Origin of the sequence: Nosocomiicoccus massiliensis (assembly GCF_002871345.2) — a bacterium.
Classification (GTDB): domain Bacteria; phylum Bacillota; class Bacilli; order Staphylococcales; family Salinicoccaceae; genus Nosocomiicoccus; species Nosocomiicoccus ampullae_A.
Genome location: NZ_CP136964.1, coordinates 1,207,448 through 1,220,850, shown reverse-complemented (window position 1 = coordinate 1,220,850; position 13,403 = coordinate 1,207,448). Strand labels below are relative to the sequence as shown.

Here is a 13,403-nt window from a genome sequence, read left to right as displayed (position 1 = left end):
TGAACTTATTCATAAATATATATTATCTTCGTGGAGGTGAATACTATGGTCAAAGCCATTGGTTATGTACGTCAAAGTACATTAAAACAACAAAGCTTAGCTACTCAGAAATCTCTCATTTTTGGAATGCCGCTTCATGATCATATTTATTATGGTTAGCAGATATTAACCAATATTGAGTCATTTACATTCACCTCATAAACTTTATTTGAATTCAATAAACTAATTGTATGATAAAGAATCTTCAAAGTAATGAATAATGTATGTTTATTTTAAGTAACCACATCACTTATGATAACTCTCATTATTCAAAATCTTATTCACCCTAAATAACTGCTCGAGTAGTATAACTTTCATCATTTGATGAGGGTAGGTCATTTTTCCGAAGCTGATTGCTTCGTTTGATCGTTTTAACACGTCTTCTCCAATTCCGTTACTTCCTCCAATGACGAATACGACATTACTTTTGCCTTGTGTTTTCCAGTTATTATATTGTTTTGCAAAACTTTCTGACGAGTGTGCTTCTCCGTTTATTTCTAACGTGACGACGTGTTGATTTGGTTTTATTTTTGATAAAATACGTTCCGCTTCTTTATGTTTAATGTTTTCTATATCTTTTTCACTCGCGTTATTTGGTTCCGGCTCGTCTTTTACTTCAATGAGTGAGACGTTCGCATATTTACTGAGTCTCTTTTCATATTCTTTAACCGCTTCACGCCAATATTTCTCTTTTAATTTTCCAACAGTGATAATCGTTATTTTCATATTTTCACCTTCTTTTAAACTTATTCACAGAAAAGGACCAAGTATTCCACACTTGGTCCCCAAGTTATCCACATTATTCAGTAGTTATACACATATCTCTGTGGATAACTTTTATAATGTATATATTCTCGTTGGTTCGTCTTTATCTGTATCGTGTAATTCCACATGTGACACTGTATCGACATCATGATGATTTAACACTTGCTCTACACTCATTCGTGCGAGTTCTTTGATGTTGTTGTCTTGACTTAAATGCGATAAATAAATTCGTTTCGTTCGATCTGTAATAACGTCTTTCATCGCATGTGCGGCGTCTTCGTTTGATACGTGTCCAACATCACTTAATATACGTTGCTTTGTTACCCATGGGTATCTACCCGCACGAAGCATATCGACGTCGTGGTTAGATTCAAATACGAATACGTCGCTATCTTTTATAATACCTTTCATCTCATCTGAGACGTACCCGGTATCTGTAATAACGGATAGTTTTTTATCATTTTGTGATAGGGTGTAAAACTGTGGATCTACCGCATCATGTGAGACGTTGAATGATTCGACATCTAAACCGATAATTTCTTTATAGTTTAATGCGTTAAATTCAAATTTTTGCTCTCTATTGACGTGAATATTTTTAGATTCAATAGCTTGCCATGTCTTTTTATTCGCGAATATCGGTATGTTATAACGCTTTGCGATGACTTTTAAACCTTTTATATGATCGCTATGCTCATGTGTGATTAAAATAGCGTCAATATCGTTTAATGATCGCTCTATTTTATTTAACGCAAGTTCTGTTCGCTTACATGTAAGACCCACATCGATTAAAAGACTACCTGATTCGGACTCAACATATATACAATTCCCTGTCGAGCCGCTCGCAAGTACGCTCATTTTCATTGTGGATGTCACTCACCTTCAATTATTTCTTCAGATGCATTGATTGCATCTACGTATATAATACGTGTTCTATCATCTTCTTCAATGACAAGTTTCCATTTCGGTCGTAACAACACTTGTTGTTCTTCATCGTTTAAAAGTATGACGTAATGACCGAGTGTACTCGATTTTAAAACCGCTTCTTTTGAAATTACCTTTTCTTTAGCAAGTTCTTCAGCAAGTTTTATCGGGTCGCTCACTTGTACTTGTTTTGAATATTCGTTTACAGAGATATTAGAGATATATCCCTGTTCAAAGCGCAATGCGCCATCACTCTCTTTAACTACTTTAATACGGCCTACGCTATTATTGAATATCGGAAGTGAGTCGTACATTTGATTATAGTAAATCGTATCTGAAATACTATTTTCTGAATCATACGTGTACTCACTTCCTCTAAATACTTCTTTATCGATATATTCTTTAATTTTTGTTGAATCTAATTCTAAATCTTTAACTTCAAAAACATTTTGTGTTATTCCACTTTGATTCATACTAGTTTCAGATTGAAACTCATGTTGCATACCGTTTAATACGGATAGTTTTATATTTTTTAGAGCATCAACGTTCGTTTTATAATCTGCACTTTTACTAATAGACTGACTTCTACTCGATTCATGTCGTTCTTGTATATTATATTGATTATATAAAACTATCAACAATACGATATTGATGATTAAAAACACTGTAATATATATAGATTTACTTAGTTTCCAATCCATTACGCTTCCTCTCCAATATCGTATTTTATCCATTCTCCATCATATAAAATATACCAACTCGGTGTATACTCAACTACGTTTAACTCACTTTGATCTGTATTATGCTTTAAATCATATGCGATGATAATTTTGCTAACCTTTGATAGCTCATAATCTTCATGTAATACAATTTGGTAACGTACTTTTTCAATATCTTCTAACGTCACACTTAAATCAGAAGGAATGTTTGCATTTAACTGAATCATCGGTCGACTATATTCTGTGATTGTCGTCTTACCGATTTTCACGTAAATTTCACTCATAATTTCATCGCTAAAAACAATATAGTTATTTATAAGTGGTCGATACACTACGAGATTATCGTCGCTATCATACTCAAGTAGAGTATATCTTGACGTTAAGCCCATATGTCCATTTAAAAAGATGAATGACTTTTCAATCGAACGATAGGGGGACAGTTCATTAACGTCTGATCCTTTTAAATTCATAAACGTATATTGATAATTACTCGATGTATACGTCGCGATTTCAGTATCTGCTTCGTACACTGTAATATCTTTTGTTTGCTTTTGTTCTATATTTGATTGAGTAAACAGTGTTTCGTTCATTGCAGAAACACTGATTGTCGATGGTATAAATTGGTGTACAGTCTTTTTACCTGGCGACTTTGGACCGTATATCGCTGTCAGTCTGTTTGATGTCGCTTCGTTTGTAATCACCATCGAATAATCTGTAAATTTGTCGCTATTTCGATTGATAATCTGTATAACTTCATCTTTACTAACATCAATTCTATACGGTATAAACATCGTACGTTCACTGTTAAAAAAGTTAAAAACGACGTAATTGTCGTGCAACTCTAAAAACACACGATCAAACTGAAAATCTACAAAATTCTCATCGATGTCACTTTTTAACATCGTAAAAAATGTACGTGCAGGTATCTCTGAGTAATAATCAATTAAAAGCATCTCGCTACCTTCAATAAGTGCATCTGCTTTTAACTGATTAATGCTTTCTGGATGATTTAAAAATTGAACCTCTTTTTCGTTAAATAACTTCCCAATTTCAGCAATTACGTCTTTATCGACTGTTCCAATTTCTTCTTGTTCTGTTGCATAGACAACTTGATACGCTCGTATCACATCTCCAAACGTCACATCCTCACCTTGAGAGGCCATCGGTGACGGTGAAAGTGTTGTATCAATAGTTTCGAATTCTGCAGTATAACTCCAGCTTTTATATGTGAGTATACAACTTATAATGACGAGTAACGTTAGCACTACTGTTTTGACGTGTTCTTTATTCATCCCACTCATCCTCTTCAATATCTAAACAAGGTAAGTTAATGAAAATTGTCGTGCCTTCACCTTCAATACTCGTCGCCCAAATTTTACCGTCGTGCGCTTCGACAATCTCCTTAGAAATTGCGAGTCCAAGTCCGGTACCACCCATTTGACGTGTACGTGATTTATCGATTCTATAAAATCGATCGAAGATTTGATTGACATTTTTACCCGGTATTCCGAGACCGTGGTCTTTAATTCGTAACGTCATGCGTTTGTATAACGTGTTCTCTTGTAAGTGGAATTCAACCTTTTTAGGTGTACGTGTTTGATATTTTATAGCGTTAGTTATAACGTTATCAAGCACTTGCATCATCTTATCTATTGCGATTTCAGAATAGATTGGTTTGTTCGGTATATTTTTAGTAAATACAACCTCATCTTTAAATGTTACTGTGAATCGCTCGATAATATTTTCTAAGAACATATTAAAGTTCACAACTTCTTTATTGATTTCTTCGACTTCACTGTCCATACGTGAAAGTTGAAGTAAGTCTTCAACGAGTCGGGACATACGCTCTGTTTCTTCACGTGTAACTTTTAAAAATCGTGGCGCGATTTCGTCATCTTGCCATGCACCGTCTTCTAAAGCTTCGATATAACTATGCATCGAAGTGAGTGGGGTACGAAGCTCGTGAGATACGTTCGCAACGAATTCTCGACGCTCTCTTTCGAATTCTTCTTGTTCTGTAACGTCATGCATTACAGCGATAAATCCACTGACAAATCCAGTATCTTTAACGATAGCACTAAAGTTCACACGGACGATGCGGTTACCTTCTTTAGATTCTAAAAATATTAAATGAGACGTATCACGATCATCTAGTATATCGGATAATTCGAGCTCGTCTTCAAGTCCGAGTTCTGTAATCATATTTTTATTTAAAATATCCTCGTACTTAACATCTAACATATATAACGCTGTGTCGTTTGCGAGACGTATTCCACCGCGTCTGTCAGATGAAATAATACCGTCTGACATATGTGTGATAACAGAGTCTAGTCGGTTCTTCTCACTTTCAGTATTCGCTTGTGCTTCTTGAACGCGTTTAGACAAGATATTGAACGATTCAGCAAGTTGACCAATTTCATCATCACTATATATTTGTACGCGAGACGTATAGTTACCCTCAGACATGAGAAGTGCTTGGTTTCTCATACTAATAATCGGTTTTGTAATCGTACGTGCAACAAATATACCGAGCACTGTCGTAATAATGAGTGATATCGCAGTTGCGATAATAAATGTATTGTTAATTTTTTCGAGTTGCGAATATACGTTCTCGATGTTTGATGCAACGTATAGACTTCCAATTACTTTATCGTGTGCAATAACAGGAGAGTTCACAATCCACATACGTTTGTTATCATCCGCTTTACTTACGAATATATCATCATTTTGAGTGCCGGTTTCTAACGCTTCGTTTAACTCTTTTATGTTCACTCGAGAGTTTAACGTCGATTCGTTAGAAATCTTGCTCGTTGCAAGAAGTATTTGATCGGAGTTTACGTATCGAATTTCATTAACATCTGAACGATTACCATAATCATCGATCACTTTTTGTACTTCTTGCTGAAATTTATTACGATTGTTTTCATGTTCGCTATCGAGCTCGACGATACGCGTTTCGATTAAGTCAATTTGTGACTCGATGTTACTTTTAAAGTTTTCTGTTAAATCTCTTTCTAATACGTTTGTAAAATATAATCCGATAATTTGCATACCGATAATGATTAATAAAACGTATATAACGACGAGTTTAACTTGAAGAGATTGAATGTTTCGACGCCAATAGTTCAGCATTTAGTCGTCACCTTTTAAAAAGTATCCGACACCACGGCGTGTTAAAATGTACTCTGGATGACTAGAATCTGTTTCAATTTTCTCTCTTAAACGACGGATTGTTACGTCTACAGTACGTACATCTCCGAAGTAGTCATAACCCCAAACTGTTTCAAGTAAATGTTCACGTGTCATCACTTGCCCTGGATACTGTGCTAAATATTTTAATAACTCAAATTCACGTTGTGTAAGTTCGACTTCAACATCATTCTTTTTAACAAGATATGCATCTAGATCAATCGTAATCTCACGATTTGTGATGATGTTTTCATCTTTTTTAGCCTCTTCAGTTGACGGTGTTTTACGGCGTAAGTTTGCCTTAACACGTGCAATTAATTCACGTGCTGAAAATGGCTTCGTAACGTAATCATCCGCACCAAGTTCTAAACCGAGTACTTTGTCGATTTCGTCATCTTTTGCTGTTAACATAATAATCGGCATATCATGATATTTACGTACTTCTTTACAAATATCCATACCATCTTTACCCGGTAACATAATATCGAGCAAAATAAGATCTGGTACTTCTTCCAATATTAGTTCAAGGGCTTCGTTACCTTCGTGCGCAATTAAAACTTCGTAACCTTCTTTTTGTAAGTTAAATTCTAAAATCTCTGCGATTGGCTTTTCATCATCAACTACAACTATTTTAGCTGGCATTGTTTTCCCCCGTTCTAGAGAAAATAATATATCTCTATTTCTAAAATATTTATGTACATATTATTATACTATAACTATAAATTATACCACGAAAAATCCCACAGTATTAAACTGTGGGATACTCTTTTGACCATGCTTCAAATTCTTTTGTTGTACAGTAAACGAAATGACCGTTACCGAGGTCTCTCAGCATCAAATCTTCTTCGTCGGATTCGCTGTATTCTGTCGGTGTATATGGAATACGTTGACGTTCTTTCTCACTTTCAGGGTCTGGCTGTGGTACAGCCGAAAGTAGGGACTTCGTGTATGGATGAACTGGATTTTGATATAAGTCATCCGCTTCACCAATTTCTAGTAGCTTACCTTTATACATCACTGCAATTCTATCTGAAATGTATTTAACCATCGATAAATCATGCGCGATAAATAGATACGCAAGTCCGCGTTCTTTTTGAATTTCTTTCATCTTAATCATTTTAACTATAAATTGTCAATAGTAATAATAATTTTTTCAGACTATTCTAATAATATAAAATTCCATAAAAAATCCTCTAGCGATATTTCACTAGAGGATACTTACGGTCCCGACGGGAATCGAACCCGCGATCTCCTGCGTGACAGGCAGGCATGTTAACCGCTACACCACGGGACCAATTCAGATAAGTAAACAAAATAAAAATGACCCCTACGGGACTCGAACCCGTGTTACCGCCGTGAAAGGGCGGTGTCTTAACCGCTTGACCAAGGGGCCAGTTATCTGAACACAAGACTTATTATAGCATGGTGGTAATTTAAAGCAAGGTTTTTTTGAATATTTTTAAAAGTTTTTTTCTAATTAATCTTTTGATTAGATTTTTTATTGAAAAATTTGGTATGAATAAGAAAAGGGCTATCTCGTTTTGAGATAGCCTTTAAATATTACTCCCATAAATCTGAGAGTAGGTTTGTCTGTTCTCTGTCTGGTCCTACTGAGAATATTGAAATTTGAACACCACATAGACGTTCGATTTCTTTTAAGTAGTTTAGTGCGTTCTCAGGTAAATCTTCTAAACGACGTACTCCTGTAATATCTTCTTTCCAACCTGGACATTCTTTATAGATTGGTTTTGCTTTTTGTAATTCTTCAAGTGTTGCAGGATACTCTGTAATTTCTTTTCCATCGATTTCATAAGCAACACAAATTTTAACAGTATCTAATCCACTTAATACGTCAATTGAGTTTAGTGATAAGTCTGTAATCCCACTTACACGGCGTGAGTGACGTACTACAACTGAGTCAAACCAACCGACACGTCTTGGGCGTCCTGTTGTCGTACCGTATTCACGACCAATTTCACGAATATGATGACCATCTTCGTCGAATAGCTCAGTAGGGAATGGACCATCTCCAACACGTGACGTATATGCTTTACATACGCCGATAATATGTTTAATGAATGTCGGTCCAACACCACAACCAACTGTTACGTTACCTGCGATTGGATTTGATGACGTGACGAATGGGTATGTACCGTGGTCGATGTCTAACATAACACCTTGAGCACCTTCAAATAATACACGTTCATTTGCTTTAAATGAATCGTCTAAAATTTTTGCTGTGTCACATACATATGGACGTAAGCGATCAGCTGCTTTTTTATATGTGTCATAAATTTCTTCAAATTCAAATCCTTCGTGATTGAAGAGTGATTTTAAATAATGGTTTTTATATTCAATATTTTCTTTGAGGCGTTTTTTAAACACTTCATCGTTCACTAAATCAGCCATACGAATTCCAATACGTTGAACTTTGTCTACGTAACATGGTCCGATTCCTCTTTTTGTCGTACCAATCTTATTGTCACCACGTGCTTCTTCTTCTAATTCATCTTGAGCGATATGGTAGGGTAGGACGACATTTGCACGGTTTGAAATTCTTAAGTTATCAACGTTAATACCACGTGCTTCTAAACCGTCGAGCTCTTTAATAAGTGATAGTGGATCAATTACAACACCGTTACCGATTAATGCGATTTTATCATCTGCAAAAATTCCAGACGGTACTAAATGTAATTTGTATGTTTCTCCACCAAATTGAATCGTGTGACCCGCGTTATTTCCTCCAGAGAAACGAGCGATGACTTTTGCTTCTTCAGCTAAAAAGTCTGTAATTTTACCTTTACCTTCGTCTCCCCATTGTGTTCCGACTACTACTGTTCCAGACATAAAAAAAGCCTCCATTAAGTCTAATTTAACCGTATTATACTTTATCACTAAATACGGCTAAAATCAATTAAAATAAGCACTTCTAAACGTTTAGAAGTGCTTTAATGTTAGCTCCCCGGTGGGATGTATCCATCTTCAAATTCTTGAACCGCAAGATCTATAAAGTTACTATGTTGTTTATTAAACATTAATTTAACTGTTCCAGTCGGTCCGTTACGATGTTTTGCAATGATGATTTCTATTTCATCTTGAGTACTTTGTGCGCCTTCATCGTCTTCACCTTCACCGCGATTGTAATAATCATCACGATATAAAAATGCAACGATGTCCGCATCTTGCTCAATCGATCCAGATTCACGTAAGTCACTCATCATCGGACGTTTATCTTGCCTAGATTCAACACTACGTGAGAGCTGAGACAATGCAATGACTGGACATTCCATTTCACGTGCCAGAGCTTTTAACATACGTGAAATTTCAGATACTTCTTGTTGTCTATTTTCACTATTTCTTCGACTAGATCCTTGAATTAGTTGTAAGTAGTCGATAATAATTAAATCGAGACCGTGTTGTGCTTTTAGCTTAATACACTTTGAACGAATCTCATTTACACGTATACCTGGTGTATCATCTATGAAAATATTTGTATCTGATAATTTACCAGTAACGTGTGCTAAGTTGTCCCATTCTTCTTGGTTGAGCTGTCTATTTCTTAAACTCGATGAATCGATATGTCCAACACTTGAAATCATACGTGTCGCGAGTTGTTCTGCACCCATTTCGAGTGAGAATATTGCGACTGTATTTTTATTAGTGCTAGACATTCCTACGTTTTCTGCAATGTTTAATGCAAAAGCTGTTTTACCCATCGACGGACGCGCTGCGAGAATGATTAGATCATTCGGTTGTAGACCACTCGTCATTTTATCGAGTTGTCGATAACCTGTTGGTATCCCTGTAATACCTTTGTTATCGAGTTTAGAGTATTCATCGATTTCTGTGAAAATATCGTAAACGACATCTCTCATCGTTTTAAATCCGTCACGTCTACGGTCTTTTTCGATATCCATCATCGATTTTTCTGCTTCAGCAATTAATTCCTCGACATTAGTCTCAGGGTTGAAACTATCTAATGATAGACGCTCTGCTTTTCGAATTAGAACACGTCTCAACGAATTTTTACGTATAATATCTGCATATTCTTCCCAATTGGATGACGTCGGTGACATTTCAAATAAATTTGTTAAATACGATAATCCACCGACATCATTGACTATATTTTTTACTTTAAAGTGTTCCATGAGTAGTAGTGGGCTAATCTTTTTATTCGCTTGATTTACCTCGAGCATACTACTATAAATGAGTTGGTGTGCGCGTTCATAAAAATCATCGATTTCTAACGTCGTCTCGACGTCTATCATAATCTCTGGATTTATTAAAACCGCACCGAGTAGTGCTTGTTCTGCATCGGTACTATGTGGCATTTGACGCGGAAAATGATTGTTATTTTCCATGACGACACCTCTTACTGTTCTACGACGTGAATTTTAAGTACTGCAGTAACTTCTTGATGTAACTTCACATCTACTTTATGATATCCAAGTGCTTTTAGCGGTTCAGGCATATCTAATTTTCTACGGTCGAGTTTAATGTCATGTTCTTTTTTATACGCTTCAATGACTTGTTTAGAACTCACTGAACCGAATAGACGACCATCTTCACCAGATTTCATTTTAATCGTAACTTCTAACTGTTCTAATTTTTCCTTTAACGCTTTTGCGTCCTCAAGCTCTTCACGTGCTGCTTCACGTTTTTGTTCTTGTTGAGCTTCTAATTTTTTTAAGTTAGCTGGAGTAGCTTCTTCTGCAAGTCCTTTTTTAAATAAAAAGTTTTGTGCATAACCTGCAGCAACTTCTTTTACTTCTCCTGCTTTACCGATATTCTTAACATCTTTTAATAGAATGACTTTCATTCTTCTTCACTCCTAATATCTTTCATTTGGTCTATGACATGTTTTAACTCGTCATATAACTCGTCCATCGTCACATCTGTACGTCTCGTTGCAGCGTTTGTTAAATGCCCACCGCCGCCGAGCTCTTCCATAATAATTTGTACATTAATATCTCCTAAAGATCGTGCAGAAATTCCAATTGAATCATCTTCCCGTGTCGCAATAACAAACGATGCACGTACACCTTCAATTTGAAGTAGAGAGTCAGCTGCTTGTGCGACAGTGACTGGATGATATGTCATCGTTTGGTCTGCTTTAACGATCGCAATACCATCAGAGTCTATCTCAGCAGATTTTATGAGATCACTACGTGCGATAAACGTATCGATATCATCTTTTAAGAACGTCTGAGCGAGTACTGGGTCAGCACCGTTTGAACGTAAGTAACTCGCTGCATCAAACGTACGACTACCTGTACGTAACGTATAGTTTCTCGTATCGACGATAATACCCGTCAACATAATCGTCGCTTCTAAACGTGACATTTTATGTTCTTGATACTGATACTCAAGTAGCTCTGCGACAAGTTCACATGCACTAGATGCATATGGTTCCATGTACACAAGTAGTGGGTTAGAAATCATTTCATCCGCACGTCTATGGTGGTCGATAACAACTTTACGCGTTGCTTTATTTAAAATATCGGTATCGAGCACCATCGATGGTCGATGCGTATCAACGACGACGACTGTCGTGCCTGGCGTCATTAAGTCAAATGCATCTTCTGATGAAATAAATGTTTCATATATATGTTCGTGGTCACGTACTTCGTTCATCATACGTGTTAACGTATCGTCTAAGTCTGACTCATTTAATACAATATGTGCATCGATTCCGTTTGATTTTGCGATTTTCGCAACACCAATACTCGCACCGATTGAGTCGACGTCAGGATTTTTATGCCCCATAATTAAGACATTTTCACCTTCAAGTAACAAGTCACGTAGGGCATGCGCCATAACACGAGCTTTTACGCGTGTACGTTTTTCCATCGGATCTGTTTTACCACCATAAAAACGTGCTGAACCGTTCACTGCTTTAATTGCTACTTGGTCACCACCGCGTCCGAGCGCTAAGTCTAACGCAGATTGTGCGAGTTGTCCGATTTCAATGTAATCTGTCGATCCTTCACCAAGACCGATAGATAACGTAACCTGTGCGCCCATTTCTTGAGTAGATTCACGCACTTTATCGAGTAGTTGAAAACGTGTGTCCTCGACCGCTTCAAGACTGATATTTTCCATAACAATCATAAAACGGTCATTTGAAAATCTACGAATGTACACATGGTGTTCTTCAGCCCATTCGTTAATCGTTGACATAATGAGGTTATTTAACTCACTTTTTAAGTTTTCCGTCATGTTTTGAGTGACATCATCATAGTTATCTAGAAATAAAATACCAATTACAGGTTTTCTATCATCGAGTTTTTTTCTTAATTTCTTTTCATTTGTAATATCAATAAAATGAAGCATCGATAACTCTTCTTCATAAAAAACTTTGTATGACTTATCTTCATAGACTGTTTCCGTCTGAGTTAGATTGTTTGTTTTAATCATCGTTAACAAATTCGGAAATACGGTGTTAATCGGTTCGTTGTACAGTTCTTCTGGCATCTCTTCTTCCATGTAGGCGTTCATCCATATAATTTCGTCGTCATCATTGATCATAATCATACCGACTGGCATATGGTCTGCCGTGTACTCTTTTCCTTTTGCGATATCATCTGCTAACACTCTTAAATTTTTTTCTGATAATGTTAGCCAACGATTAGCGTATATATATACGAGCGCTAATAAAATCCCACTTACTAAGAAACTCAGTACTCCAAAACTAAAGTGGTTGATAAATATAAATGTACTCAATATCACGATGTGTAAAAGAATAATACTAAACGGAATGAGTATGAGTTTTTTATCGAGTACTTTAAACATGTGCTATTTCCCCCCTGTCTCAATACGTCGTCTAAATCTAAATAACATATCTATAAATCCAACAAATAATGTAATTGGTTTAAGAATGACTGAAACAATCATAATGAGTACAATCCATACAATGTTAAGTTCTTTATGTTTTAAAAAGTATAAAACAAATGCTAAACCATGTATGTATATAATCCACTCTAAAATTACCATTGAGTTCATGACAATCGCATAAACTGCATCACCTAACGTATTTTGAAATAGCGTTAAGATCATAAATCCAAAATAAATATAAGCGATATTTCTCGGGAAAACCCATTTACTAAATGGTACATATGTCCAAAGTTGAGATTTGTCTGTGACTAATACTCGAATCATTAGTACCGTATAGAGTGCAATCACAAAACTCACTACAAAAAATTGTGATGGAATTAATGTGAAAAATCCTTTTACAGATTGAATAATCATTTCTGTATCAAATGTTTGACCGGTAATGCTCGATACGTCATTTAATTGTTCTGTGTACCACGCAATCATTCGTGACTCTATATTTCCAAAAGATGGTATTACCTTAAATGCTTGAAGAATAAGCACACTAGATAACGATAGTATACCCATTAAAAACGTTAAATATGTAAGTGTAACTTCTTGTGTGAAACGTTGCTTCAACGTACCTTCAAGTAATAAGACTGAACACACGATAACGATAAACATCACAAATGATAGTATTGAAAATCCGTATAGTGTTGGAATCCATATGATGAAAACCGTTATAAAGAATGTACGATCAGATTTGAACTTAATATCTAATAATAAATAGATGACAAACGGAACGAGTAAAAATCCGAGTATAAATGTAAAGTCGGTTAGTAAAAATAATATTAAACTCACAGCGATTGCTGATACGACTTTTAAATAAGGTATATCTTGTTTCAAAATTACACACCCTAAGCTTATAAAAATATGCTCCTATGAAATAGGAGCATTCAA

Annotated in this window: 12 protein-coding genes and 2 tRNA genes; all 14 read right to left on the bottom strand. The window is 35.8% G+C overall.

Annotated features, from left to right (window positions below; genetic code table 11):
* Window positions 1–285: 285 nt before the first annotated feature.
* The 14 genes from rlmH to CJ229_RS06295 all read right to left on the bottom strand — a co-directional run bounded on the left by rlmH (window position 286) and on the right by CJ229_RS06295 (window position 13,349).
* Complete coding sequence (gene rlmH / locus CJ229_RS06360; RefSeq protein WP_068129110.1) at window positions 286–765, bottom strand: 23S rRNA (pseudouridine(1915)-N(3))-methyltransferase RlmH; 480 nt, start codon at window positions 763–765, stop codon at window positions 286–288.
* A 111-nt stretch (window positions 766–876) separates the two neighbouring features.
* Window positions 877–1,677, bottom strand: coding sequence for an MBL fold metallo-hydrolase (locus CJ229_RS06355; protein ID WP_371440757.1), 801 nt, complete (start codon window positions 1,675–1,677; stop codon window positions 877–879).
* Window positions 1,674–2,426, bottom strand: coding sequence for a two-component system regulatory protein YycI (yycI, locus tag CJ229_RS06350; protein WP_180953381.1), 753 nt, complete (start codon window positions 2,424–2,426; stop codon window positions 1,674–1,676). Before yycI ends, CJ229_RS06355 begins: the two co-directional genes overlap by 4 nt.
* Entirely contained in the window at window positions 2,426–3,736 is a 1,311-nt protein-coding gene (locus CJ229_RS06345; protein ID WP_180953380.1) for a YycH family regulatory protein, read from the bottom strand. Before CJ229_RS06345 ends, yycI begins: the two co-directional genes overlap by 1 nt.
* The gene (walK, locus tag CJ229_RS06340) at window positions 3,729–5,576 is read right to left on the bottom strand and encodes a cell wall metabolism sensor histidine kinase WalK (protein WP_102167065.1); all 1,848 of its coding nucleotides are present in this window, start codon (window positions 5,574–5,576) and stop codon (window positions 3,729–3,731) included. The genes CJ229_RS06345 and walK overlap by 8 nt, the downstream gene beginning before the upstream one ends.
* Entirely contained in the window at window positions 5,577–6,275 is a 699-nt protein-coding gene (yycF, locus tag CJ229_RS06335; protein ID WP_040928968.1) for a response regulator YycF, read from the bottom strand. It abuts the gene before it with no gap.
* Between the two features lie 106 nt (window positions 6,276–6,381).
* A complete protein-coding gene (locus tag CJ229_RS06330) occupies window positions 6,382–6,741 on the bottom strand; it encodes an ABC transporter ATP-binding protein (protein WP_308409528.1) in 360 nt (119 codons plus the stop codon).
* 113 nt (window positions 6,742–6,854) lie between these two features.
* Window positions 6,855–6,927 (bottom strand) — tRNA-Asp (locus tag CJ229_RS06325).
* A gap of 27 nt (window positions 6,928–6,954) precedes the next feature.
* Window positions 6,955–7,026, bottom strand: a tRNA-Glu gene (locus CJ229_RS06320).
* A 167-nt stretch (window positions 7,027–7,193) separates the two neighbouring features.
* Window positions 7,194–8,480, bottom strand: coding sequence for an adenylosuccinate synthase (locus CJ229_RS06315; protein WP_102167063.1), 1,287 nt, complete (start codon window positions 8,478–8,480; stop codon window positions 7,194–7,196).
* Window positions 8,481–8,587: 107 nt separating this feature from the next.
* Window positions 8,588–9,994, bottom strand: coding sequence for a replicative DNA helicase (gene dnaB / locus CJ229_RS06310; protein WP_317846534.1), 1,407 nt, complete (start codon window positions 9,992–9,994; stop codon window positions 8,588–8,590).
* Between the two features lie 11 nt (window positions 9,995–10,005).
* Window positions 10,006–10,452 (bottom strand): 50S ribosomal protein L9, encoded by a 447-nt coding sequence (gene rplI / locus CJ229_RS06305; RefSeq protein WP_068129086.1) that lies wholly within the window; start codon window positions 10,450–10,452, stop codon window positions 10,006–10,008.
* Complete coding sequence (locus tag CJ229_RS06300; RefSeq protein WP_070457162.1) at window positions 10,449–12,425, bottom strand: DHH family phosphoesterase; 1,977 nt, start codon at window positions 12,423–12,425, stop codon at window positions 10,449–10,451. Before CJ229_RS06300 ends, rplI begins: the two co-directional genes overlap by 4 nt.
* A gap of 3 nt (window positions 12,426–12,428) precedes the next feature.
* Window positions 12,429–13,349: a DUF2232 domain-containing protein gene (locus CJ229_RS06295; RefSeq protein WP_180953379.1), complete on the bottom strand. Its 921-nt coding sequence runs from the start codon at window positions 13,347–13,349 to the stop codon at window positions 12,429–12,431.
* Window positions 13,350–13,403 lie beyond the last annotated feature (54 nt).

Excerpts from the sequence above, each read along its gene's own strand:
- walK (WP_102167065.1), bottom strand. The coding sequence starts at position 5,576 with ATGCTGAACTATTGGCGTCGAAACATTCAATCTCTTCAAGTTAAACTC.
- dnaB (WP_317846534.1), bottom strand. The coding sequence starts at position 9,994 with ATGGAAAATAACAATCATTTTCCGCGTCAAATGCCACATAGTACCGAT.
- CJ229_RS06330 (WP_308409528.1), bottom strand. The coding sequence starts at position 6,741 with ATGAAAGAAATTCAAAAAGAACGCGGACTTGCGTATCTATTTATCGCG.
- CJ229_RS06315 (WP_102167063.1), bottom strand. The coding sequence starts at position 8,480 with ATGTCTGGAACAGTAGTAGTCGGAACACAATGGGGAGACGAAGGTAAA.
- yycI (WP_180953381.1), bottom strand. The coding sequence starts at position 2,426 with ATGGATTGGAAACTAAGTAAATCTATATATATTACAGTGTTTTTAATC.
- rplI (WP_068129086.1), bottom strand. The coding sequence starts at position 10,452 with ATGAAAGTCATTCTATTAAAAGATGTTAAGAATATCGGTAAAGCAGGA.
- CJ229_RS06345 (WP_180953380.1), bottom strand. The coding sequence starts at position 3,736 with ATGAATAAAGAACACGTCAAAACAGTAGTGCTAACGTTACTCGTCATT.
- rlmH (WP_068129110.1), bottom strand. The coding sequence starts at position 765 with ATGAAAATAACGATTATCACTGTTGGAAAATTAAAAGAGAAATATTGG.
- yycF (WP_040928968.1), bottom strand. The coding sequence starts at position 6,275 with ATGCCAGCTAAAATAGTTGTAGTTGATGATGAAAAGCCAATCGCAGAG.
- CJ229_RS06300 (WP_070457162.1), bottom strand. The coding sequence starts at position 12,425 with ATGTTTAAAGTACTCGATAAAAAACTCATACTCATTCCGTTTAGTATT.